This window comes from Ornithinimicrobium carbonis (assembly GCF_050703245.1).
In the GTDB taxonomy this organism is placed as follows: Bacteria; Actinomycetota; Actinomycetes; order Actinomycetales; family Dermatophilaceae; genus Ornithinicoccus.
Map to the genome: position 1 here is coordinate 3,170,747 of NZ_CP192647.1, position 22,187 is coordinate 3,192,933.

Genomic DNA, 22,187 nt, shown 5'->3' on the forward strand with positions numbered 1-22,187 from the left:
GGGCCATCGTGCACCCTCGCCTGGATTGTTGACAATCAGACAGGCCGGTTCCTACGGTGACCGGGTGAGCACCCTGCCGGTCCTGGTCGTCCTGTGCGCGAGCCCGGACGACGCCCCGCCGCACCTGGCGGCGCTGTCGGGCCGGGTGGACCTGCGGACCGCCACCGAGGCGGACCTCGGCGAGGCGGTGCGGGGCGCCCGGGCCCTGTTCCTGTGGGACTTCTTCTCCGGCGCCCTGCGGGACGTCTGGGAGCACTGCGGTGACCTGCAGTGGATCCACGTGGCCGCCGCGGGGGTCGACACCCTCCTCTTCGACGAGCTGCGCGGCTCGGACGTGGTGGTCACCAACGCCCGGGGCGTCTTCGACCGGCCGATCGCCGAGTACGTGCTCGCCGCCGTCCTGGCCCACGCCAAACGTCTCCACGAGAGCTCGGCGCTGCAGCGGCGGCGGGAGTGGCGGCACCGGGAGACCCGCTCGCTGAGGGGCGCCCGGGCGGTCGTCGTGGGCACCGGGGGGATCGGCCGGGAGACCGCGCGCCTGCTGGGCGCCGTCGGGATGGACGTCTCGGTGGCCGGGAGCCACGCCCGCACGGACCCGGAGCTCGGCAAGGTGCTCGACAGCGGACGGCTGCGCGAGCACCTGGGCGGGGTGGACTACCTGGTCAACGCCGCTCCCCTGACCGACCGCACCCGGGGCCTGCTCGACGCCGAGGTGCTGGCGGCGCTGCCGTCGACGGCCCACGTGATCAACGTCGGGCGGGGCCCGACCGTCGTCGAGGACGACCTGCTCGCCGCGCTGCGCGAGGGCCGCCTCGACGGTGCCACGCTCGACGTCTTCGCCACCGAGCCGCTGCCGGAGGACTCGCCGTTCTGGGACGCCCCGGGCGTGGTCGTCTCACCGCACATGTCCGGCGACGTCCTGGGGTGGCGGGACACGCTGGCCGAGCAGTTCGTCGCCAACGCCCGGCGCTGGCTGGACGCGGAGCCGCTGGAGAACGTGGTCGACAAGCGGCGCGGCTACGTGCCGGGCGGAGGGACGGGTCCGCAGCCGGGGTGACCGCGGACGTCGGGCAGCGGCGTTCCGGTAGGTTCGGCCGATGCACGTCGAGGTGGAGCACGTCCCGGGCCGGGTGACCTTCACCCTGCAGCCGGACGACGGCGACGGGACCGGCCGGGTCCACCTGGCGCGGCGCACGGCCCACGTCCACCTCGACGTCCCGCCGGGCGGCGTCCACCCCGACCTGCTCGTCGTCGCCGCCCTGCTCTGCGCCCGGCCGTGGGTCCCCCGCCGGAGGCGCTTCTCCTGCTCGGTCCCGGCGAGCCGGGAGCTGGCCGAGGCCCTGCGCGCCGGACCCCGCCTGCGGCTCGCGAACGTCGGGACGGGGACGCCGCGACACGCCCCCGCGGACGGACGACCGGGCCTGTGCTTCAGCGGGGGCACGGACAGCGTGGCCGCCCTGGCCCTCATGCCCGCGACCACCTGCAGCTACCACCTGGCCCGGCGGGCGCCCGCCGGCGAGCGCCGGTCCACGCTCATGGACGGCCGGGCCGCCCTGGAGTCCTGCGAGGTGCTGCGTCGGCAGGGACGGGCGGTGAGGGTCGTGCCCAGCGACGTGGAGTACCTCGCCGACCCCGTGGGCTTCCCGCACGACCTGACCACCGCCGTCCCGCTGCTGCTGCACGCCGACGCCGACCGGCTGGACGCCGTCGCGTGGGGCGCCCCGCTCGAGGCCACCTACCGCCTGCAGCGCGGCCGCTACCGCGACTACGCGCAGTCGCCCTTCGTGGCCGAGTGGGGCCCGGTGCTCGCCGCGCTGGGCCTGGCGGTGTGCGTCCCCGTCGCCGGGGTGTCCGAGCTGGTGACCAGCACGATCGTGGCCACCCACCCGGTGGGTCGGGCGGCCCAGTCCTGCGTGCGGGGCCCCCGGCTGGGACGCCCCTGCGGACGGTGCCCGAAGTGCGCGCGCAAGACCCTCCTCGCCTCCACCATCAGCGGCGCGTGGCCGTCCGACCGGGTGCTGGAGCGGCAGTGGCGGGGGACGGAGTCGCGGCAGCACCTGCTGGCGGAACCGATGAAGGTCGAACCGGTGCTGGCCCACTGCGCGCACCGCTACCTCGCCGACGGCGGGACCAGCGAGCTGATGCGGCTCGTCGCCGCGAAGGCCGGCCCCGACCCGCGGACCTGGCTCGCCCGCTCCTACGAGCCCGCCCTGGACCTGATTCCGGCGCGCTACCGGGCCCTCATCACCGAGCAGGTGCACCGGTACGCCATACCCATGAGCGCGGAGCAGGAGGCCGCGGTGCGCGGCTACGACGTCACCGGGCCCGACCCGGGGCGGGAGGCCGCGCAGGACGAGCTGCGCCGGTGGATGCAGCAGCACCCTCCGCGCGACCTGGCCCACCGCGCCTGGGACCGCGGCCGCCGCGAGCTGCGCGCAGCACGTCGTGCCTCGACCGGTCCGACCGGTCCGTCCCGCCCGCCGACCGCCCCGGACGTCGGCTGATCCGTCCGGGGCCGCGGGGCTGACCTAGGCTCGTCGGATGAGCACGTCCACCCGACCGGCCCTCGTTCTCGGCGGTCAGTTCGCCGCCGAGCTGTCCGAGCTCGCGATCCCCTGGCAGGCCGAGGCCGCCCCGGACCCGAGGATCCTGGTCCTGAACGAACCCCTGGCCACCGAGCTGGGCCTCGACCCGGAGTGGTTGCGCGGCGCCGAGGGCGTGGGCCTGCTGACCGGGCGCAGCGTCCCGGTCGACGCCACCCCCGTGGCGCAGGCCTACGCCGGGCACCAGTTCGGGGCCTACTCCCCGCGGCTGGGGGACGGGCGGGCGCTCCTGCTGGGTGAGGTGCTCGACCCTGCCGGCCGCCGTCGCGACCTGCACCTCAAGGGGTCCGGGCGCACCCCGTTCGCCCGCGCGGGTGACGGCCTGGCCGCGGTCGGTCCGATGCTGCGCGAGCACGTCGTCTCCGAGGCGATGCACGCCCTGGGCATCCCCACCACCCGGTCGCTGGCGGTGGTGGCCACCGGTCGCCGGGTGCAGCGGGAGAGGACGCTGCCCGGCGCGGTGCTCGCGCGGGTGGCCGGCAGCCACCTGCGCGTGGGGACCTTCCAGTTCGCCCGCGCCACCGGCGACGTCGCCCTGCTGCAGCGCCTGGCCGACCACGCGATCGACCGTCACCACCCCGAGGCGGCCGGGACGGACGACCGGTATGCCGCGCTCCTGCGGGCCGTGGTCGCCGACCAGGCCTCGCTCGTGGCGCGGTGGATGCTCGTGGGCTTCGTCCACGGCGTGATGAACACCGACAACACGACGATCTCCGGGGAGACCATCGACTACGGGCCGTGCGCCTTCCTGGACCGGTACGACCCGGCGACGGTCTACAGCTCGATCGACACGGCGGGACGCTACGCCTACGGCAACCAGCCCGCCGTCGCCCGGTGGAACCTGGCCCGGCTGGCGGAGGCGATGCTGCCGCTGCTGCACGAGGAGCAGGACCGCGCGGTCGAGCTCGCGGTGGAGGCGGTCGACGCGTTCGTCCCGGCCTACGGCGCCTCCTGGACGTCCGGGATGCGGGCCAGGCTGGGCCTGCCGGAGCAGGTCGCGTCGGGCGACGTCGGCTCCCTGGCAGAGGAGCTGCTGGGTCTGCTGCAGGAGCACCGGGTCGACCACACGGCGTTCTTCCGCAGCCTCGGCGCCGTGGCACGCGGTGACACCGGTGCCGCACGCCGTGCCGGAGCGGACGAGGCCGCGTTCGACGCCTGGTTCGGCCGCTGGCTGCCCCTGCGGCCGGACGCGGCGTCGATGGACCTGGTCAACCCCGTCCACATCCCCCGCAACCACCTGGTCGAGGAGGCGCTGGACGCCGCCGTGGAGGGCGACCTGACGCTGGTGCACCGACTGCTGGAGGCGGTGACCGACCCCTACGTCGAGCGTCCCCACCTGGAGCGCTACGCCGCCCCCGCCCCGTCGGACCTCGGTCCGTACCGCACGTTCTGCGGGACCTGAGGTCCGGGGACGGCGCACGCTGTTCACCCGGACGACTCACGCTCCGGCGCTTGTCCCGGACCCCGGACTCTCGTAGGTTGGATGCGTCCTGAGAAAGAGGTTGCGTGATGGGCAACAAGCGTCCGCCTTCGGCCCTGCAGTCGCTGCTGCTCGACGCCCGGCTGGAGGTCCTGCCGTCCGCCGGCATCGTCGACCGGGTGCTCGAGCACGTGGCCCCTGGGCGCGCGCCATCACCGTGACCGCGTCACCGACCAGAGGACTGGACGCCACGCTCGAGGTGACCGAGAGGCTCGCCCAGCACTACCACGTGGTGCCGCACCTGGCGGCCCGGATGGTGCCCCGGGCCGGGCTTCCCGACCTGGTGTCCCGGCTGCAGGAAGCGGGCGTGACCGAGGTCTTCGTGCCCGGTGGGGACGCGACCGGCACCGACGAGACCTTCGCCGGTGCGCTCGAGCTGCTGCTGGCCCTGGACGACCTGGGCAGGCCCTTCCCGCACGTGGGCATCACCGGTTACCCGGAGTCCCACCCCGGCATCGAGGACCACGTCCTGGTGCAGTCCATGTGGGCCAAGCACGAGCACGCCACCTCCATCGTCTCCAACATGACGTTCGACGACGCGATGGTGCGCCGGTGGCTCGAGGCGGTCCGCGACCGCGGCGTCACGCTGCCCGTCCGCATCGGCGTCCCCGGCCCGGTCGACCCCGGCAGGCTGCTGCGGATGGCCGCGACGATCGGGGTCGGTGACTCGATGCGCTTCCTGCGCAAGCAGAAGAACGTGTTCGCCCGCATCGCCCTGCCCGGTTTTTCCAGCACCGGCTTCGTGCACAGGATCGCCCGGCTGGCGGCCGACGAGCGGCTCGGGATCTGCGGGCTGCACGTCTACACGTTCAACCAGGTCGGCTTGACCGAGTCCTGGCGGCAGGAGCAGCTGGACCTGCTGTCGGTCGACCACCCCGGACGGGGCTCCCGCCCCGTCGGTCCCTAGGGTGGGGCGCGTGGCGGACGAGGAGAGCGACGGAGGCGACCGCTCCCCGGTACAGTCGGTCGACCGGGCCCTGACCATCCTCGAGATCCTGGCCCGCGCCGGCGAGGCGGGTCTGGGCGAGATCGCCGAGGAGCTGGGGGTCCACAAGAGCACCGTCAGCCGGACGGTCGCCGCCCTGTCCGCCCACGACCTGGTCGAGCAGCCCGAGCCTCGCGGTCCGGTGCGGCTGGGGGCGGGCATCCTCCGCCTGGCCGGGGCCACGACCGCCCGGCTCGACCTCGTCCAGGAGGGGCGGCCGGTGTGCCGTGCGCTGGCGCAGGAGACCGGCGAGACCGTCAACGTCGCGGTGATGGCCGGGCCCACGGCTCTGTACGTGGACCAGGCGCTCGGCCCCTCGACGATCACCTCCTACAACTGGGTGGGGCAGCACATCCCGCTGCACGCCACCTCGAACGGCCGGGTGCTGCTCGGTGGGCTGTCGGCGGCCGAACGCAGCGAGGTCTGGGGTGAGCTGACCGCCTTCACCGAGCACACCGTGACGCAGCCGGCGGAGCTGGAGCGGCTCGTCCAGGCGGCGAGGGAGCAGGGGTATGCCGTGGTGCGGGACGAGCTGGACATCGGCCTCACCGCGATGGCCGCCCCGGTCTACGACGTCCACGGCGAGCTGGTCGCCTCGATCAGCCTGTCCGGGCCGTCCTTCCGGATGGACGTCGAGCGGGAGCGGGAGCTGCTCGCCCCGCTGCGCCGCGCCGCGGACGACCTGTCCACCCGGCTCGGCTGGCACGGCTGAGGCTCAGAGGAACTGCCTGCCCTCGTCCTTGAGCACCTCGCGGGTGTTCGGGTTGACCGACGGGCGGAAGGGCACCTCCACCACCTCGGCGTCGACCGGCTCGCCGGGGGTCTCGGCATACTCCTCCGGCAGCCAGGCCCGCATCCGGGAGCCGATCCCGCTGTGCGCGACCGGGACGTACCCGAGGGCGATGTTCGTCCCCAGCTCGGGTGAGTACCAGGGCGAGGTCAGGTAGCCGACCGGGTCGTCGTGCTCGGCGGTGCTCACCAGCCAGAAGTCCGGCGCGTAGTCGGTGATCGGCTTCCCGCCCAGCCGCATCCCGACCAGCATCTGGGTGAAGGGCGCCTCGCCCGCCTCCAGCTGCGCCCGCTGCGCCTCCAGCGCCTTCTTGCCGACGTAGTCCTCCTCCTTCATCCGCGGCACCTGGTAGGCCAGGTTGGTCTGCAGCGGGGAGGTCTCGGCGTCCATGTCCTGACCCCAGGACAGGATGCCGGCCTGGACGCGGCGGGGGTGGGCCGGCGCGATCACCCGCAGGTTGTGCGCCCTGCCGGCCTCGAGCACCGCGTTCCACATCTCCTCGGCGTGCAGGGTGGCGTCGTAAAGGTAGATCTCGTACCCCTTCTCCCCGGTGAACCCGGTCTGGGACACGATGACCGGCAGCCCGGCGACCTCGGCCGCCGCGAGACCGTAGTTCGGGATGTCGTCGACCACCGGGCCGACGAGGTCGCGCATCAGGGCCGTGGACCTGGGGCCCTGGATCTGGACCGGGCAGACGTCGATCTCCTGGATGTGCACGTCGTACCCCTTGCCGACGTTCACCCCCTGCAGCCAGAGCATGAGGTCGGAGTCGGACACGCTGAACCAGAACTCGTCCTGCGACAGCCGCAGCAGGACCGGGTCGTTGAGGATGCCGCCGGCCTCGTTGCACAGGATGACGTAGCGCGCGTGCATCGGGGAGATCTTCCTGGCCTGCCGGGTGATCACGTAGTTGACGAAGTCCTCGGCGTCCGGACCCTTGACCTGGATCTGCCGCTCCACCGCGACGTTCCACAGGCTGACGTCGTCCACGACGGACCGGTGCTCGGCCAGCGGGCCCCCCTCCTCCATCGAGAGGTAGCCACGCGGGTGGTAGACGCGGTTGTAGACCTCCGCGCGCCAGGCGCCGGCGGCGACCGACAGGTGCCAGTAGGGCGACTTGCGGATGCGGGTGGAGATCAGCAGCTCCACCGGCGTCGGGCCGCTCTGCCGGAGGTTCACCGGGACGGTCCGGCCCTGGTCCACCGTCGGGTGGTTGGGGTGGATGGTCCGGGGTGCCGACGTGGGTGGGGCGGCGAGGTCAGCGGCGTCGTCAGAGCGGGTCGCGGTGCTCTCGGTCAGAGTCATCGGCGCCCTCCTTGTGGTGCGGGGCCGGGCCTGCACGGACCGACCGGAGCGGGGGCTGTGATCCAGCGTGCTTCGACGCTACCCCAGCGGTGCGGAGTGTGCAACGGTCTGCGTCATACGCAACGACGGGCACAGGCGCCCGGCTCGTCACCCTCTCCCGGGGACCCGCCAGGAGGACCCTTGACAGACGCTCGGCCCGCAGCCACGATGACTGCGTCCTGTGCGCACAGTTGCGCACTACGCACGTCGAAGGGTGCTCGATGAGCACGTCACCGCTCCCGGACCGCTGCGACGTGCTGGTCATCGGAGCCGGCATCGTCGGGAACGCGCTGGTCCACCACCTGGCTCGGCTGGGGTGGCAGGACATCGTGCAGATCGACAAGGGGCCGCTGCCGAACCCCGGCGGCTCCACCGGCCACGCCTCCAACTTCATCTTCCCGGTCGACCACAGCCGCGAGATCACCGACCTGACGGTGGACTCGGTCCGGCAGTACCGCGAGATGGGTGTCTTCACCGAGTCAGGCGGCATCGAGGTCGCCCGGACGCAGGAGCGGATGGAGGAGCTGCGGCGCCGGATGTCCTCGGCGAGGGCCTGGGGGATCGAGTCGCGGCTGGTCACCCCGGAGGAGATCGTGGAGCTGGTGCCCTTCGTCGACCCCTCCGTCGTCGTCGGGGGCTTCTACACGCCGTCCGTCGGCGTGGTCGACTCCTTGCGTGCCGGCACCATCATGCGGGAGCGGGCCCAGGAGTCCGGCGCCCTGACCACCGTCCCGAACGTCGAGGTGACCGGGATGAGCGTCGTCGACGGCCGGGTCCGTGCCGTGCAGACCGACAAGGGCACGATCGAGGCCCCCGTGGTCGTCATCGCCTGCGGCGTGTGGAGCCCGAAGCTCGCGCGGATGGCCGGCGCACACATCCCGCTGACCCCGGCGGTGCACCAGATGATCTCGGTAGGGCCCTGCGCCCCGCTGGCCGTGACGGACGGTGAGATCAGCGTCCCGATCGTCCGCGACATGGACACCTTCTGCTACGAGCGCCAGCACGGCTCGGACATGGAGGTCGGCTCCTACGCCCACCGGCCGATCCTGCACGAGCCCGAGGAGATCCCTTCGATCGCGCAGGCCAAGCTCTCGCCGACCGAGATGCCGTTCACCGAGGACGACTTCGACCCGCAGCTGGAGCAGGCGCTGGAGCTCATGCCCGAGCTGCTCGGCGACGAGCGGGCCGAGATCCGATACGCCATCAACGGTCTGCTCTCGCTGACCCCGGACGGCGCACCGGTGCTGGGAGAGACGCCCGAGGTCGCCGGGCTGTGGAGCTGCGCCGCGGTGTGGATCAAGGAGGGCCCCGGGGTCGGCCGGGCCGTGGCCGAGTGGATGACCCACGGCCACTCCGAGATCGACCTGGGGGCCAGCGACATCGCCCGCTTCTACCCCCACCAGCGCACGCGCGCCCACGTCCGCGCCCGCACCAGCGAGGCCTTCAACAAGACCTACGGCATCGTGCACCCCGCGGAGCAGTGGCAGAGCTCGCGCCCGGTGCGCCTCTCCCCCATGCACGCCTCCCAGCGCGAGCTCGGAGCGGTCTTCCACGAGGCCGTGGGCTGGGAGCGCCCCCAGTGGTACGAGAGCAACGCCGGCCTCCTGGAGGAGTTCGGTGAGGCGGTGATGCCCCGGGAGAACGAGTGGGACGCCCGCTGGTGGAGCCCGATCATCAACGCCGAGCACCTGGCGATGCGGGCCCGCGGCGGGATCGTGGACCTGACCTCCTTCGCGGTCCTCGACGTCGTCGGCCCCCAGGCCATGGCCGCGGTCCAGCGCATCGTCGTGGCGCAGGCTGACGTCCCGGTGGGCCGGGTCGTCTACACCCCGGTGCTCGACGAGGCCGGTGGTTTCCGCTCCGACCTGACCGTCATGCGCCTCGGGCACGACCGCTTCCGCGTCGTCACCGGCGGAGCGCACGGCATGGTCGACAAGAAATGGTTCGCCGACCACCTGCCCGAGGGGGCCCAGCTGGTCGACCTCACCTCCGCGATCAGCACGATCGGTCTGTGGGGGCCACGGCCGGCGACGTGCTCGGCGCGCTGACCGACGACGACATCTCCCCGGAGACGTTCGCGTTCGGCACGTGGAGGACGATCGAGGTCGGGGAGCTGTCGGTGCTGGCCTCCAGGATCTCCTACGTGGGCGAGTTCGGGTGGGAGCTCTACGTGCCGATGGAGACCGGGGCGGCGCTGTGGGACCGGCTGGTCCGGACCGGTCGCGAGCACGGCGTGGTGCCGGTCGGGACGGGTGTCTACACCGCCACCGGACGGATCGAGAAGGGGTACCGCGCCTTCGGGGCGGAGCTGGACGCCGAGCGCAGCCTCGCCGAGACGGGGATGAGCAGGGCCAGGATCAAGGACGCCGACTTCATCGGCAGGCAGGCGGTCCTCGAGCAGGAGAGGATGGCCCCCAGGGCCGTCCTGTGCGCCCTGACCGTCGACGACCACACGAGCGCCGACGGGACGAAGCGCTACATGCTCGGCGGCGAGCCCGTCCTCACCCGGGAGGGCCACCCCCTGACCGACGGGCACGGGCACCATCCGTACGTCACCTCGGCCGCCTCGGCCCCGAGCCTGGGCCAGCACGTGCTGATGGCGTTCCTCCCGCCCGCGCAGGCGGTGCCCGGGACCGGGCTGGCGGTCTCCTACATGGAGCAGCTCTTCCCCGTCACCGTGGTCCGCGCCGACGCCAGCCCGCTGCTCGACCCGGACAACCTGCGGGTCAAAGGACGGTATGCCGAGCTGGGCGCCCGGGCGGGGGGCACCTGAGATGGCCGACGTGCTGGTCTGCGTGAAGAGGGTGCCCGACGACAGCGGTGAGGTGGTGCTGACCGAGGCCGGCGACGCGGTGGACGGACGCTACGCCGGCTACACCATGAGCGCGCACGAGGAGTGCGCCGTGGAGATCGCGGTGGACGTCGCCGGCGCGTCCGGTGGTGAGGTCACCGTGCTCAGCCTGGGGGACGAGGACTGCGAGGAGCAGCTGCGGGCCGCGGTCGCCGTGGGAGCCCACGCGGCCGTCCGCGTCGACGCCGAGGCGGACGCGTTCGGCCCGGGCGACGTCGCGGCCGCGATCGCCGCCGTCGTGCGCGAGAAGGAGTCGGCCGGCACCGGCTACGACCTGGTGCTGCTGGGCAACGACGCTGCCGACACCGGCGACCACCAGGTCGGCATCCGGCTGGCGCACCTCCTCGGGCGTCCTGTGGTGGCGGGGGCGCAGAACATCACCGTGGCGCAGGGACGGGCCGAGGTCCGGGCCGGGACCGCGACGGGCACCGAGGTCTACGAGCTCCCCCTGCCCGCCGTCGTGACCGTGCTGGAGGGCGGCGTGCAGCCGCGCTACCCCTCCATCACCGGACGGATGCGCGCCCGGAAGACGCCCGTCGAGGTGGTCGACCCGGGTGTCGAGCCGCGCGGCAGCGGCCGGCTCGGGCTGCGGGTGCTGCCTGCGCCGGAGAGCCGGGTGGAGGTGCTCGGGCAGGGTGCCGGCGGTGCTGTCCGGCTGGCCGAGGTGCTGCGGGAGCTGGGGGTCGTTCGGTGAGCGTGCTGGTGCTGGTGGAGCTGGAGGATCCCGGCCAGGGCGGGGCGGGGCTGTCCGTGGTGGCCGAGGAGAGTCTGACCTTCGCGCGTGACCTGCCCGGGGAGGCGGTGGACGCGGTGCTCGTCGGGCAGGTGGGCCAGCCCGGTGAGGAGGTGCTGGCGCAGTGCCGCGAGCAGGGGGTGCGCACCCTGCTCGTCACCACGGACGCACGGCTGGAGCGGTATGCCGCACGCGCCTGGGCGCGCGTCGTCGACGCCGCCCTCGAGGCGAGCGGCGCGGCATACCTCCTCGCCGGTGGCACCCCGCGCGGCACCGAGGTGCTGGCGCACGTGGCGGCCGTCCACGACGTGCCGATGGCCGCCAACGTGGTGCAGGTCGTGCAGTCCGACCCGCTCGAGGTCGAGCGGCAGGTCGTGGGCGGCGCGGTCCTGGAGCGGGTCGGGCTCGGCGGCCGGCCCGCCGTGGCGTCGGTGGCGGGGCACGCGGTGGCACCCGCCCCGGCGTCGGATCCGAGGCAGACGACGGTGGAGCAGGTCGAGGTCGAGCTGACCCCGGCCGACCTGGTCGCCCAGGTGCGGCGGACCGAGGCCCGCGAGGCCGGCGACACCTCGGCCCTGACCGGCGCCTCGGTGGTCGTGGGGGTCGGACGAGGGGTCGGCGGGGCGGACCGGTTCGCGGCTGCGGAGGCCGTGGCGGAGCGGCTCGGTGGCGCGGTCGGTGTCTCGCGGGTGGTGACCAGCCTCGGCTGGCGTCCGCACCACGAGCAGGTGGGTCAGACCGGCAGCCGCATCAGCCCGGACCTCTACCTGGCGTGCGGCATCAGCGGCGCGATCCAGCACTGGGCGGGGTGTTCGTCCTCGCGGACCATCATCGCGGTCAACACCGACGAGGAGGCGCCGATGGTGACCAAGGCGCGGTATGCCGTGATCGGTGACATGCACGAGGTCCTTCCCGCGCTGCTGGAGGAGCTGCGTTGACTCCCCGTGTCGACGCCGTCGTGTTCGACGTCCTGGAGACCCTGCTCGACCTGCATCCGATCGCGGAGAGGCTCGTGGAGGTGGGGCAGCGCCCCGAGGTGCTGGGTGCGTTCTTCATGCGGTTCCAGCGCGACGCGATGGCGTTGACGCTCGCCGGCGACGTCGCGGACTACGAGGTCGTGACCTGCGACACCGTCGGCGTGTGGAAGCCCGCACCCCAGGTCTACCGCCACGCCGCGCAGGCTCTCGGCTGCGAGGTGGACCGGACGGCGCTCGTCGCGGTGCACGCCTGGGACTGCCACGGTGCCAAGAAGGTCGGTGCCCTCGCCGGCTGGTGCTCCCGCCTGGAGGGTGAGCCCGGCGACGTCTTCCTTCCTGCTGACGTCCGCGGGGAGGACCTCGTCGAGGTCGCAGGTGGACTGCTGGCACTCTGACCCTTGGAACGACACGCTCGCCCACCCCAGGAGGTGCCCATGCCCGCGCCGGACGACACCCCCGCCCCGGACCTGAGGACGAGGCTGCTGACCGCAGCCGCCGGGGAGGGAGAGGGTCTGCGCCGCGGACTGTGGGTGAGCTTTCTCAACCCCTACGGGCTGGAGGTCGTCGTCGGCAGCGGCGTCGACTGGGTCGGTCTCGACCTGCAGCACGGCGACCTCGAGCCCACGGACGTCCCGGGGCTGCTGCGCGTGGTCGAGCACGCCCGGCTTCCCGTCCTGGCACGGACACCCTCCCACGACGCCGCGACGATCGGCCGCCTCCTCGACGCCGGGGTCGACGGCCTCATCGTCCCCATGGTGGAGACGGCCGACCAGGCCCGCGCCCTGGTGTCGGCGTGCCGGACCCCTCCGCACGGCACCCGCAGCACAGGCGGTTGCCGGCAGGCTCTCGGCGTCACCCGGGCCCCCGCGCAGCAGCTCCTGCTGCCGATGGTCGAGACCGCCACCGGTCTGAAGCGGGCCGCCGACATCCTCGCGGTGCCCGGGATCGACGGCGTCTTCGTGGGTCCCTACGACCTCTCGATCTCCGCCGGCTATCCCGAGCCAGACTCGGCCCAGACCGTCCAGGCCCTCCGGCACGTGGTCGGCCTGGCCCGCGGGGCAGGAAAGGTCGTGGGGTTCATGGCTGGCCGACCGGCCCTTCTCGAGGTGGCGCCCGAGGCCGACCTCGTCGCCGTCGACACCGACGTCACCGCCCTGCGGCTCGGGCTCTCCCGCCTCTTCGCCAGGCCGCGCTCCCGCGGGACCCCTTCGTAGGGGACTCACCCGGCTCCGGTCAGCTCTGCGGCGCCCGCCAGGCCAGTGGCACCACCGCGGCGGCGGCCACACCGACCACCCCGGCGAGGACCACGTCGACACCCAGGAGGACCGCCAGCACCGTCGCCGCGCTCGCACCGAAGAACTGCAGCGTCTTGCGCCAACCGGCCTGCTCGGGCAGCACCTGCCCCCGGCCGAGGGTGGACGGCACCAGGCCGGTGACGGCCACCACCACGACCGCCACGACCAGCGCCACCGGTCGGTCGTCGACCTCCACCAGCCCGCGCAGGCCGCGCAGCAGCGCGAACAGCGAGATCAGGGCGGCGACCCAGGCCACCTTTGAGTACGTCCATGCCATGGCGTCTCACGCTACGCGGCAGTCTTCACGGTCCGAGCCGCCGTCCGTGCGTCGGGCCGGTAGAGCGCCTCCCGGGTCGCCCCGTCAGGACCTGAGCGTGGCTGCGAGGGGGCCCCGGTGGTTCACCGCACCCGCTCGCCGTCGGCCGTCCGACGGGTCTCCCGCGTGAACCGGTCCGCCCACAGCTTCCACTGCCACAGCGTGAGCACCACGCAGCTCCCCGTGCCGACGACCGCGGCGGTCCTCCTGTGCTGGTAGCTGGCCACCATGGCGCCCACGAGCGAGGCCGTGACCACGCCTGTCAGGGCCAGGACCTTCGGCTCGGACGTGGGGTCCCGGGTCCAGGACTCCTCGCCCAGGATGGCCCTCGTCGCGAACGAGGACGTGTCGTGAGCCGGCGGGGTCATCACCGGGTTGACCGCGAACCAGGCACCGATGGGCACGTACAACCACCAGCGCCGGGTCCACGGTGGTACCAGCAGAAGGGGTGTGCTCAGCAGTCTCGACCAGGCACTGACGGGATGAGCGTGTCGACGGAACACGCGCGCGTAGGATCCAGCCTCGGAAGCCACGACCCCAGCCTGACACCTGGTCGGTGTGACGGTCACCCCAGAGGGCTGGCTCCACCGGCCTGTCAGCGGATGCGCGGCACCCACCCGGTGCGGGTTCGTTCTTGCCAAGGTCTGGTGCCGGTGCGACGTTGAGACATGGCCCCAGGGTCAGATGAGCCGTCTCGGGATCTGCGGGTCGTGGCCCGCCCGCCAGCGTGCCGCCGCTGTCCTCATGCTGGTCCAGGGGTGGGCGGCCGAGCACACCGCGCAGGTGCTGGGCGTGCCACCCCGGCGCATCCCCTCCCTGGTGCCGCAGACCGAGGGCCTGGCCGACGCCTCCACGCGGTGGCGTACCACCACTACGGACCGGCGCAGGACCTCTTCACCGCGGCGCTGAGCGAACCTCTTGTCGACCCGGACGGCGGTGACCGCACGTCCTCGTACCCGGCCGACGAGGGCCGCTCGCCAGCCTCGGCCACGGCCGTGCCGGTCCCCACCCGAAGACCGCCAGACCTCAGGTCGCGTACCGCGCGCCGAGGCGCCGCCCTTCCCGGAAGGCCTCCGGCTCATCGACGTCGCAACCATCGACTACGCCGATGCCACCAGGCCGCTGATCCTGGACACCCTGCCCCGCCAGGGGTGGACGATGTACGCGGTGCTGTGGTGCGACATGCCACCCCGGGGCATCGACCTCCTCCCGCCGTCGGTGACGTTGACCCTGGCTGAGCACGCCGTGGCGATGCCGTGCGCCGGCAAGCACGACGACCCCGCGGTCCAACGGCTCGTCCCCCTCCCCCCACCCGAAGATCGCAGGCGGGTCCGCGCCGGCGTGGAGCGGGACGGTGACCTGCCGGGCCGCGGCCGCGCCGTGCTCGCCACGTACACCGAGTTCGGGCAGAACGAACCTGCACGAACCCCCTTGCTCGTCCCGCAGGCACCTCCCGCCGTTCCGCAGGACGCCGCAGTCCTCGACAGCCGACCGGGTCCCCGTCCGGATCGACGGCGGTGAGCACGCCGCACCGGTCCTGCCCCGCGCCCACCCGTTCCCGCAGACGACCCTGCACGTGCCGACGCACATCGGTGACCGGTGACCCGGTGAGGCTGAGCAGACCCCCGACGCCGCCGACGGTGGTGGGGATCGACAGGACGAGGTCCTCCTCGGCTCCCCGAGGCCCGACATGCACCCGGTACGCGGTACGCTGAAGATGCCATCGTGGCTGGATACGTCGTACGCGTCGATCTCATCGCAGATCCGCTGAACCAGCAGCTCCCCGGGACGTCTTCTGCCGGGGGCGGCTGGGACGTCCATCCCCCCGCAGGTGCGGTGAGGGCTGGGTCCGCCGGGGATTGACCGATCGCTCCGAGGAGGAGTTCGTGGCTCGAGGAGCCCAGCGTCACAAGGACGCGCGCACGCGTCAGAACGGCGCGCACCCGCGTCAGAACGGCACGCGCCCGCGCGCCCAGCGCCCCCGCGACGACGACGGTGTCATCCAGGTGCTCGCCAAGGCCGTCCGTGAGGTCGAGTCCGCGGTCCAGCGGGGTCGGACGCAACCCTCGATCCGGACGAAGTTCCAGGTGGTGGCCCTCCTCATGCGCGAGGAGCGCGCCCGCGTCAAGGCGGAGGAGAGCACGTCCGCGGCCCGGCGCACCGAGGAGCTGAAGCGCCTCGACGGCATCGCCACCATCCTCGCGACGACGGCCGCCCGCGACACCTCCCTCCTCGGGCTGCTCGCCGACGACGCCGTCATCTCCGACCGCGCGCGGTCGCTCCGTCGCGAGCTGCTGGAGGCCGCCGGGGTCGAGGTGCCGCCGGACCCCGCGGAGAAACCCGCACCCACCGAGCCCACGGCAGCCGTCCAGCGCCGGGTGGTGCCCAGGTCCGTGGTGTCCCGCCAGCTCGCCAACCCCTTCCTCGCACCCGACTTCTCGGCCGTCGCCAGGCGCACCGCCAAGCCCCGCCGCCTCGTCGGCTGGGAGCTCATCGGACCGCTGCTCACGTCCTTCGAGGACGGCGGCGCGCTCTCGTGCATGACCCTGCCGGAACCTGGCGCCACCCGCGTGTCCGGTGGGCTAGAGCTCATGCCGCACCAGGGGAGACTGGTCGCCGCCGCGGCGGCGGGGCACCGGACGTTCCTGCTCGCCGACGAGCCCGGCCTGGGCAAGACGGCCCAGGCTCTGCTCGCGGCGGAGGCGGCGGACGCCTACCCGTTGCTCGTCGTCGTGCCCAACGTGGTGAAGATGAACTGGGCGCGCGAGGCCGCCCTGTGGACGCCCAACCACCCCGCGACCGTGGTCCACGGCGACGGTGACACGATCGACGGCTTCGCGGACATCATCGTCGTCAACTACGAGGTGCTCGACCGGCACGTGGGGTGGCTCGGGGAACTGGGCCTGCGGGGAATGGTGGTCGACGAGGCGCACTACATCAAGAACAGGAAGTCGCAGCGGTCGCAGAACGTGCTGAAGCTCTCCGAGCGCATCCGCACGCGGACCGGTCATCCGCTGCTCATGGCCCTCACCGGCACACCGCTGATCAACGACATCGAGGACTTCACGGCGATCTGGCAGTTCCTCGGCTGGATCGACGAGACCAGACCGGTCGGTGAGCTGATGGTGGCGCTGGAGGAGAGCGGTCTGACGCCGGCGGACCGCGGCTTCTCCACCGTCGCCCGCGCCGCCGTCATCGACCGAGGCATCGTCCGGCGACGCAAGAGGGACGTGGCTGCCGACCTGCCCGCCCGCCGCGTGGCCGACGTCCCCGTCGAGCTCGACGACGAGGCCGGGCGGTCCATCCGGGCGGCCGAGCAAGCCCTCGCCCGCCGACTCGTCGCACGCTACGAGCGGGCGCTGGAGGCGCGGCACGCCGGCGAGGTCGTCGAGGGCATCGACCACGACCTCGTGCGTCAGGTGGCCGCGTGGGAGCGGGCGAACAAGGCGACGAAGACGTCGGACGAGAACGTGTTCACGATGATGCGGCGCATCGGTCAGGCCAAGGCCGGCCTCGCGGCCGACTACGCCGCACAGCTCGCCCGCAGCGCGGGGAAGGTCGTCTTCTTCGCCAAGCACATCGATGTCATGGACACCGCCGAGGCGACCTTCGCCCGGCGGGGCATCCGGTACGCCTCCATCCGCGGCGACCAGACGGCGGCGGCCCGGCAGAAGCACATCGACGCCTTCACCGACGACCCGGACGTCGCGGTCGTCGTGTGCTCGCTGACGGCCGCCGGCGTGGGCATCAACCTGCAGGTCGCCTCGAACATGGTGCTCGCGGAACTGTCGTGGACCGACGCCGAGCAGACCCAGGCCATCGACCGCGTCCACCGCATCGGGCAGGAGGAGCCGGTCACGGCGTGGCGGATCATCGCAGCGCAGACCCTCGACACGAGGATCGCCGAGCTCATCGACAGCAAGGCGGGGCTGGCCGCCCGGGCGCTCGACGGGGCCGACCAGGAGATCGCCGAGTCCTCCGACGTCCAGCTCGAGGCCCTGGTCACGCTCCTGGAGGATGCGTTGGGAGAGCGGGTCGGCCGGCAGGCGTCCTAGGAACGGCACACACACCTCTCGGAAGGCGGCCAGGTGTGGCGCGTTGCGGGGCGTGCTGGGGTCAGGCCAGCTCGCTTGCGTGCGCGCGCGCCCTCGCGAGCAGCCCCGGGACCCCGCGCTCAAGACGAGGGGCGAAGGTGGTGTCGCCCGGGCGTTCGCCGCGGAGCCATCGTGTGTACATCGCCTCGCAGAAGACGGCAGACTTCCACATCGCCAGGGCCTGGTACCACGGAAGGGCGTCGAGGTCGGCGCCGGTCCTGGCAGCGTAGGCCTGCGCCAGATCTGTGCGGTGCCACCAGCCCTCGTCGCGGGTGACCGTGGCGTGATCCATCACCGTCGGCTCCCAGGAGGGATCGCTCCAGGTGGCGGTGACGTAACCGAGGTCGGCCAGCGGATCACCGAGGGTGGCCATCTCCCAGTCGAGGACGGCGAGCACGCGGTCCGGAGCGCCACGGTCGAGCATGAGGTTGCCGAGCCGGTAGTCGCCGTGGACGACGGCGTTCCCCGCCTGCCCGGGCAGGCGGTCGGCCAGCCACTGCGTCACGACCTCGAAGTCGTCCAGCTCACGGACGGAGACCTGCGGCCACAGCCCGGCGAACCGCCTCACCTGACGCTCCAGGTAGCCGGCCGGCCGGCCGAGGGCAGCCACCGCGGGATCGGCCACGTCGACCGCGTGCAGCGCGACGAGCGTGTCGACGACCGCAGCGCTCGTGCGGCCCCGGGCCTGCGCCGAGCCCAGCGCCGGCGGCTCGGTGTCGGTGACGACCACGCCGTCCAGGTGCTCCATGACGTAGAACGGGACACCCAGCACCGACTCGTCCTCGCAGACGCCGAGGATGCGGGGGACGCGCACCTCCCGCTCCCCCAGCACCCGCTGGATCCGCGACTCCCGGACCATGTCGTGGGCCGAGGGCGGCAGCGGTGGACGGGGGCCGCGACGCACCACGACGCGCGCCGCGTCCGCGCCGTCCCCACGTTGCACGAGGTAGGTGATGTTGGACTGTCCGTCCCCGATCCGCTCCCAGGACAACGGGCCACCCGACGGGCCGATCCCCTGCCCGTCCAACCACTCGCCCAGGGCGTCGAGCACCAGCAGCGGAGGCATCGTCATACCCTGCGCCTCGGCGCGGGTGGCGACGACGTCCACCCCGTCCGGGCGCGACTCAGCCATCGTGCTCCTCGGGGGCGACCCGGTCGAGCGGGCTCGCCCCGGCCTCGATCTCGCGGCGCCGGGCGCGGGAGGCCCGTCGGGAGATGGCCCACCGGTGGGTCTCGCTGGAGCCGTCGTAGACCCGGAAGGGCCGGACCTCCATGAGGAACTGCGCCAGCGGCAGCTCCTCGCTCATCCCGTCGCCGCCGCACAGCTGCATGCTGCGGTCCACGACCCGGTAGATCGCCTCGGCGCAGTGCACCTTCGCGACCGAGCTCATCGCCTGCCCGGCCCGTTCGTCGTTCTCCAGCAGCGCGGCCGTGCGGGCGATGATGGCGTCGGAGGTCTCGATGTCGATGACCGAGTCGGCGACCAGCCCCTGGGCCAGCCCGAGCTGGCTCATCGGCGAGCCGAAGAGCTCGCGCCGCTCGACCCGGTCCAGCGCCGTGTCCAGGGCCCGGCGCGCCAGTCCGAGCCAGCGCATGCAGTGCGTCAGCCGCGCCGGGCCGAGCCGGACCTGGGCGTAGCGGAAGCCCTCCCCGACCTGGCCCAGCACCGCCGAGCCGGGCACGCGCAGGCCCTCGAGATGCACGTAGGGGTGGCCGCCGGAGATGATCTGCTCGGAGGTGTGGATCTGGGCCCCGACGCGCCAGCCCGGCACGTCGGTGCGGGTGAGGAACATCGTGGCCCCCGCCGGCCGGGTCCGCCCGTCGGCGTCGACGGTCTCCTCGGTGCGGGCCATGACGATGGCGATCCCCGCCTCGTTGGCCCCGCTGATGAAGCGCTTGCGGCCCTCGATGACCCACTCGTCCCCCTCGCGCCGGGCGGTGGTCGTCAGGGCGGACGGGTCGGAGCCGGCGCCGGGGTGGGGCTCGGTCATCGCGAAGCTGGAGCGCTCCTGCCCGCGCACCAGCGGCGCGAGGAAGGTCTCCTTCTGCTCCTCCGTGGCGATGAGGGAGAGCATGTGCATGTTGCCCTCGTCGGGGGCCATGCAGTTGAGGACCGCAGGACCGATCGGGCTGTAGCCGGCCTCCTGCAGGACCGGCGACCAGTCGCGCAGCGGCAGGCCCAGCCCGCCGTAGGCCGCGCTGGAGACGGGGGCGAAGACGCCGGCCTCCTTGGCCCTCTCCGAGAGCTCGCGGCGGGCGTCCAGCTCAAGGGTCTCCCCCGGCCTGGGCTCGGCCGGGATCACGACCTCACGGACGAACGCACGGGTGCGGGCGACCAGGTCGGCCAGCTCGGGGGACATCGCGTCGGGACGGGTGCTCATGCGTGGCCCCCGCCCACCAGGAGGCCGCCGTCGACGTCGACGACCTGCCCGGTCACCCAGCGGGACTCCTCGCCGACGAGGAAGGCGACGACGTCGGCGACGTCCCGCGTCTCCCCCAGCCGCCCGAGGGGGTAGCCAGCCGCGACGTCCGCCTCCTTGCCCTCGTAGAGCGCCCTGGAGAAGTCGGTCTTGATCACCGCCGGGGACACCGCGTTGACGCGGATCTCCGGGCCCAGCTCGACCGCCCAGGTGCGGGTGAGGTGGTGCACGGCGGCCTTGGAGACGCCGTAGAACCCGATCCCCGGGCTGGGGACGCTGGCCGAGACGGAGGAGACGTTGACGATGCGGCCCCCGTGCTGCCGGAAGCCCAGCCCCTCGTGCGCGAGGACGCCCTGCGTCCACGCCAGGTTGCCCAGCACGTTGACCTCGAGGATCTTGCGGGCCACGCCGAGGTCGATCTCCTCCAGCGGGCCGTAGGCGGGGTTGATCCCGGCGTTGTTGACGAGGATGTCCAGCCGGCCGTGACGATCGGCGACGGTCTGCAGCACCTGGGCCCGGTGGTCGGGGTCGTCGGCTTTGCCGGCGACGCCGAGCGCCGCGTCGCCGAGGCTCGCCACGGCCTCGTCCAGGGTCTCCTGGCCGCGGGCGGTGATCACCACCTGGGCACCGAGCTCGACCAGGCGGGCGGCGATCGCCAGCCCGATCCCCCGGCTGGCCCCGGTGACCAGGGCCGCCTGTCCGGAAAGCGGTCGCTGCGTCATACCTGAGAATCCTCCTCGTCGAGGCCGTCGCGCAGGTCGCGTCGGCGGATCTTGCCCGTGGGTGTCTTGGGGAGCTCGTCGAGGAACCCGATGCGGCGGGGCACCTTGTATGCCGCCAGCTCGGCGCGGACGTGCGCGCGCAGCTCGTCCTCGGTCACGGCGGCGCCGGCCACGGAGGTGACGAACGCGGTCACGGCTTCGCCGCGGTAGTCGTCCGGAACCCCGACGACGGCGGCCTCGTGGACGGCCGGGTGCCGCAGGAGGGCCTCCTCGACCTCGCGCGGCCACACCTTGTAGCCGGAGGTGTTGATCTGGTCCTTGAGCCGGTCGACGATGTAGACCCAGCCCTGCTCGTCCAGGACGGCCCCGTCACCGGTCCGCAGCGCGCCGCCGGGGAAGGTGGCGGCGGTGGCCTGCTCGTCCTCCCAGTAGCCGGGCACGACGTGCGGGCCCCGCAGCTCCAGCTCGCCCGGCGCTCCCGCGGGCACGGGGTGGCCCTCGGGGTCGACGACGCGGACCTCGAGCCCGGGGAAGGGCAGCCCGACGGCCAGCGAGCCGGTCGGCTCGTGCACCGGGGCCTCGCCCCCGGGCGGCACGCCGATGCACGCGGGACGTCGTCTCGGTCATGCCGTAGATGTTGTGGATGTAGACCCCCAGCTCGCGGCGGAAGCGCTCGACGGTGGAGGGCGGCACCGGCGCCCCGCCGGAGTAGAGGTGGCGGACCTTGGGGAAATCGTCCCGGCAGACCCCCTCAAGACGGGCCAGCCCGTTGAAGACGGTGATCGACCCGGTGGTCGTGGTGACGCCGTCCTCGCGGAAGGCGCGGAGGACGCCCTCAGGGCTCGCACGCCCGATCAGCACGACCGCGGCACCGGCCAGCAGCGGCGCCATGAGCGTGATGACCGCGCCGGTGATGTGGAAGACGGGAGCGACGCAGAGCACCCGGTCCTGCGTGGTGAGCCCCATCCAGTCGCGGACGCAGGCGGCGACGGTGAGCACGTTGCCGTGGGTGTTCATCGCCGCCTTCGGCACGCCCGTGGTGCCGGATGTGAAGGTCAGCAGCGCGACGTCGTCGGTGCTCTGCAGCGCCGGGTCGACGCGCTCGTCCCGACGGGAGCTGAGCTCGGGGTCGCCGTCTGCCCAGATCACCTCGACCGTCGTGCCCTCGGCGGCGCTGCGGACCGTCCCCAGCAGGTCGGGGTCGACGACGAGGGCGCTAGCGCCGCAGGTCTTGATCAGGGTCCGCAGCTCCGTGCCGTGGTACATCGGGTTCAGCAGCGGGACCACCGCGCCGAGGCGCCAGGCGCCCAGCAGCACGACGGCCGCGGTGGGGACGTTCTGCAGGACGATGCCGACCCGGTCCCCGGCACCGATGCCCCGGCTGGCCAGGAGAGCGGCGAACGCCTCCGCCTGGGCGTCCAGCTCGGCGGCCGTGACTGCCCGCCCGAGGTGCAGGAGGGCCAGCCCGTCGGGGTCACGCTCGACCCGCTCCCTCCACGCCGTCGTCAGGTCGGCCGGTGTGGGCGGGGCCTGCGCCGTGAGACCGGCGGGGTAGTGCGCCTCCCAGGGCCTCATCG

19 protein-coding genes and 3 pseudogenes are annotated in these 22,187 nt (G+C 73.2%); 13 read left to right on the top strand and 9 right to left on the bottom strand.

Features of this window, described 5'->3' with window-relative positions:
• Nucleotides 1–64: 64 nt before the first annotated feature.
• The 6 genes from ACQ95T_RS15935 (at nucleotide 65) to ACQ95T_RS15960 (ending at nucleotide 5,780) form a co-directional block, all read left to right on the top strand.
• Complete coding sequence (locus tag ACQ95T_RS15935; RefSeq protein ID WP_425943197.1) at nucleotides 65–1,057, top strand: D-2-hydroxyacid dehydrogenase; 993 nt, start codon at nucleotides 65–67, stop codon at nucleotides 1,055–1,057.
• A 40-nt stretch (nucleotides 1,058–1,097) separates the two neighbouring features.
• Nucleotides 1,098–2,504 (top strand): DUF6395 domain-containing protein, encoded by a 1,407-nt coding sequence (locus ACQ95T_RS15940; RefSeq protein WP_425943198.1) that lies wholly within the window; start codon nucleotides 1,098–1,100, stop codon nucleotides 2,502–2,504.
• A gap of 37 nt (nucleotides 2,505–2,541) precedes the next feature.
• A complete protein-coding gene (locus tag ACQ95T_RS15945; protein ID WP_425943199.1) occupies nucleotides 2,542–4,005 on the top strand; it encodes a protein adenylyltransferase SelO in 1,464 nt (487 codons plus the stop codon).
• A gap of 104 nt (nucleotides 4,006–4,109) precedes the next feature.
• The gene (locus tag ACQ95T_RS15950) at nucleotides 4,110–4,244 is read left to right on the top strand and encodes a hypothetical protein (RefSeq protein ID WP_431473092.1); all 135 of its coding nucleotides are present in this window, start codon (nucleotides 4,110–4,112) and stop codon (nucleotides 4,242–4,244) included.
• A gap of 38 nt (nucleotides 4,245–4,282) precedes the next feature.
• Entirely contained in the window at nucleotides 4,283–4,990 is a 708-nt protein-coding gene (locus ACQ95T_RS15955) for a methylenetetrahydrofolate reductase (RefSeq protein ID WP_431473093.1), read from the top strand.
• Between the two features lie 10 nt (nucleotides 4,991–5,000).
• Nucleotides 5,001–5,780 (top strand): IclR family transcriptional regulator, encoded by a 780-nt coding sequence (locus ACQ95T_RS15960; protein ID WP_425943201.1) that lies wholly within the window; start codon nucleotides 5,001–5,003, stop codon nucleotides 5,778–5,780.
• Nucleotides 5,781–5,783: 3 nt separating this feature from the next.
• Here ACQ95T_RS15960 and ACQ95T_RS15965 read toward each other — a convergent pair whose 3' ends face one another.
• Nucleotides 5,784–7,163: a glycine cleavage T C-terminal barrel domain-containing protein gene (locus ACQ95T_RS15965; protein ID WP_425943202.1), complete on the bottom strand. Its 1,380-nt coding sequence runs from the start codon at nucleotides 7,161–7,163 to the stop codon at nucleotides 5,784–5,786.
• Between the two features lie 260 nt (nucleotides 7,164–7,423).
• On the opposite strand from ACQ95T_RS15965, the pseudogene ACQ95T_RS15970 reads away from it, so the two are divergent.
• From ACQ95T_RS15970 to ACQ95T_RS15990, 5 genes and pseudogenes are all read left to right on the top strand, one after another.
• Nucleotides 7,424–9,975, top strand: a pseudogene (locus tag ACQ95T_RS15970) (GcvT family protein).
• Nucleotide 9,976: 1 nt separating this feature from the next.
• Complete coding sequence (locus ACQ95T_RS15975; RefSeq protein WP_425943204.1) at nucleotides 9,977–10,747, top strand: electron transfer flavoprotein subunit beta/FixA family protein; 771 nt, start codon at nucleotides 9,977–9,979, stop codon at nucleotides 10,745–10,747.
• Complete coding sequence (locus ACQ95T_RS15980; RefSeq protein WP_425943205.1) at nucleotides 10,744–11,724, top strand: electron transfer flavoprotein subunit alpha/FixB family protein; 981 nt, start codon at nucleotides 10,744–10,746, stop codon at nucleotides 11,722–11,724. The genes ACQ95T_RS15975 and ACQ95T_RS15980 overlap by 4 nt, the downstream gene beginning before the upstream one ends.
• The gene (locus ACQ95T_RS15985; RefSeq protein ID WP_425943206.1) at nucleotides 11,721–12,158 is read left to right on the top strand and encodes a hypothetical protein; all 438 of its coding nucleotides are present in this window, start codon (nucleotides 11,721–11,723) and stop codon (nucleotides 12,156–12,158) included. Before ACQ95T_RS15980 ends, ACQ95T_RS15985 begins: the two co-directional genes overlap by 4 nt.
• A 39-nt stretch (nucleotides 12,159–12,197) precedes the next feature.
• Nucleotides 12,198–12,977, top strand: coding sequence for an HpcH/HpaI aldolase family protein (locus ACQ95T_RS15990; RefSeq protein ID WP_425943207.1), 780 nt, complete (start codon nucleotides 12,198–12,200; stop codon nucleotides 12,975–12,977).
• A 19-nt stretch (nucleotides 12,978–12,996) separates the two neighbouring features.
• On the opposite strand, the gene ACQ95T_RS15995 is transcribed toward ACQ95T_RS15990, so the two are convergent.
• Nucleotides 12,997–13,335, bottom strand: a complete 339-nt coding sequence (locus tag ACQ95T_RS15995; RefSeq protein ID WP_425943208.1) for a hypothetical protein — start codon at nucleotides 13,333–13,335, stop codon at nucleotides 12,997–12,999.
• A gap of 122 nt (nucleotides 13,336–13,457) precedes the next feature.
• Nucleotides 13,458–13,991 carry a DUF6653 family protein gene (locus ACQ95T_RS16000; protein ID WP_425943209.1) on the bottom strand — a complete coding sequence of 178 codons (534 nt, stop codon included), beginning with the start codon at nucleotides 13,989–13,991 and terminating at the stop codon, nucleotides 13,458–13,460.
• A gap of 67 nt (nucleotides 13,992–14,058) precedes the next feature.
• Between ACQ95T_RS16000 and ACQ95T_RS16005 the strand changes: the two genes are divergently transcribed.
• Both ACQ95T_RS16005 and ACQ95T_RS16010 read left to right on the top strand, forming a co-directional pair.
• The gene (locus ACQ95T_RS16005; protein ID WP_431473094.1) at nucleotides 14,059–14,283 is read left to right on the top strand and encodes a hypothetical protein; all 225 of its coding nucleotides are present in this window, start codon (nucleotides 14,059–14,061) and stop codon (nucleotides 14,281–14,283) included.
• Between the two features lie 977 nt (nucleotides 14,284–15,260).
• Nucleotides 15,261–17,429 (top strand): DEAD/DEAH box helicase, encoded by a 2,169-nt coding sequence (locus ACQ95T_RS16010; RefSeq protein WP_425943210.1) that lies wholly within the window; start codon nucleotides 15,261–15,263, stop codon nucleotides 17,427–17,429.
• 61 nt (nucleotides 17,430–17,490) lie between these two features.
• Here the strand turns inward: ACQ95T_RS16010 and ACQ95T_RS16015 are convergent, their stop codons facing one another.
• From ACQ95T_RS16015 to ACQ95T_RS16040, 6 genes and pseudogenes are all read right to left on the bottom strand, one after another.
• The gene (locus ACQ95T_RS16015; protein ID WP_425943211.1) at nucleotides 17,491–18,600 is read right to left on the bottom strand and encodes a phosphotransferase family protein; all 1,110 of its coding nucleotides are present in this window, start codon (nucleotides 18,598–18,600) and stop codon (nucleotides 17,491–17,493) included.
• Complete coding sequence (locus ACQ95T_RS16020; protein WP_425943212.1) at nucleotides 18,593–19,849, bottom strand: acyl-CoA dehydrogenase family protein; 1,257 nt, start codon at nucleotides 19,847–19,849, stop codon at nucleotides 18,593–18,595. Before ACQ95T_RS16020 ends, ACQ95T_RS16015 begins: the two co-directional genes overlap by 8 nt.
• Nucleotides 19,846–20,610 (bottom strand): SDR family oxidoreductase, encoded by a 765-nt coding sequence (locus ACQ95T_RS16025; RefSeq protein WP_425943213.1) that lies wholly within the window; start codon nucleotides 20,608–20,610, stop codon nucleotides 19,846–19,848. The genes ACQ95T_RS16020 and ACQ95T_RS16025 overlap by 4 nt, the downstream gene beginning before the upstream one ends.
• Entirely contained in the window at nucleotides 20,607–21,050 is a 444-nt protein-coding gene (locus tag ACQ95T_RS16030; RefSeq protein ID WP_431473847.1) for a class I adenylate-forming enzyme family protein, read from the bottom strand. The genes ACQ95T_RS16025 and ACQ95T_RS16030 overlap by 4 nt, the downstream gene beginning before the upstream one ends.
• A gap of 45 nt (nucleotides 21,051–21,095) precedes the next feature.
• A pseudogene (locus tag ACQ95T_RS16035) lies at nucleotides 21,096–21,206 on the bottom strand (hypothetical protein); the annotation flags it as partial.
• A gap of 64 nt (nucleotides 21,207–21,270) precedes the next feature.
• Nucleotides 21,271–22,185: pseudogene (locus ACQ95T_RS16040) on the bottom strand (class I adenylate-forming enzyme family protein); the annotation flags it as partial.
• Between the last annotated feature and the right edge of the window lie 2 nt (nucleotides 22,186–22,187).

What these genes read in the sequence shown, in the direction of transcription:
- ACQ95T_RS15940 (WP_425943198.1), top strand. Translation starts at nt 1,098, where the DNA reads ATGCACGTCGAGGTGGAGCACGTCCCGGGCCGGGTGACCTTCACCCTG.
- ACQ95T_RS15945 (WP_425943199.1), top strand. Translation starts at nt 2,542, where the DNA reads ATGAGCACGTCCACCCGACCGGCCCTCGTTCTCGGCGGTCAGTTCGCC.
- ACQ95T_RS15965 (WP_425943202.1), bottom strand. Translation starts at nt 7,163, where the DNA reads ATGACTCTGACCGAGAGCACCGCGACCCGCTCTGACGACGCCGCTGAC.
- ACQ95T_RS15975 (WP_425943204.1), top strand. Translation starts at nt 9,977, where the DNA reads ATGGCCGACGTGCTGGTCTGCGTGAAGAGGGTGCCCGACGACAGCGGT.
- ACQ95T_RS15990 (WP_425943207.1), top strand. Translation starts at nt 12,198, where the DNA reads ATGCCCGCGCCGGACGACACCCCCGCCCCGGACCTGAGGACGAGGCTG.
- ACQ95T_RS15995 (WP_425943208.1), bottom strand. Translation starts at nt 13,335, where the DNA reads ATGGCATGGACGTACTCAAAGGTGGCCTGGGTCGCCGCCCTGATCTCG.
- ACQ95T_RS16005 (WP_431473094.1), top strand. Translation starts at nt 14,059, where the DNA reads ATGAGCCGTCTCGGGATCTGCGGGTCGTGGCCCGCCCGCCAGCGTGCC.
- ACQ95T_RS16015 (WP_425943211.1), bottom strand. Translation starts at nt 18,600, where the DNA reads ATGGCTGAGTCGCGCCCGGACGGGGTGGACGTCGTCGCCACCCGCGCC.
- ACQ95T_RS16020 (WP_425943212.1), bottom strand. Translation starts at nt 19,849, where the DNA reads ATGAGCACCCGTCCCGACGCGATGTCCCCCGAGCTGGCCGACCTGGTC.
- ACQ95T_RS16025 (WP_425943213.1), bottom strand. Translation starts at nt 20,610, where the DNA reads ATGACGCAGCGACCGCTTTCCGGACAGGCGGCCCTGGTCACCGGGGCC.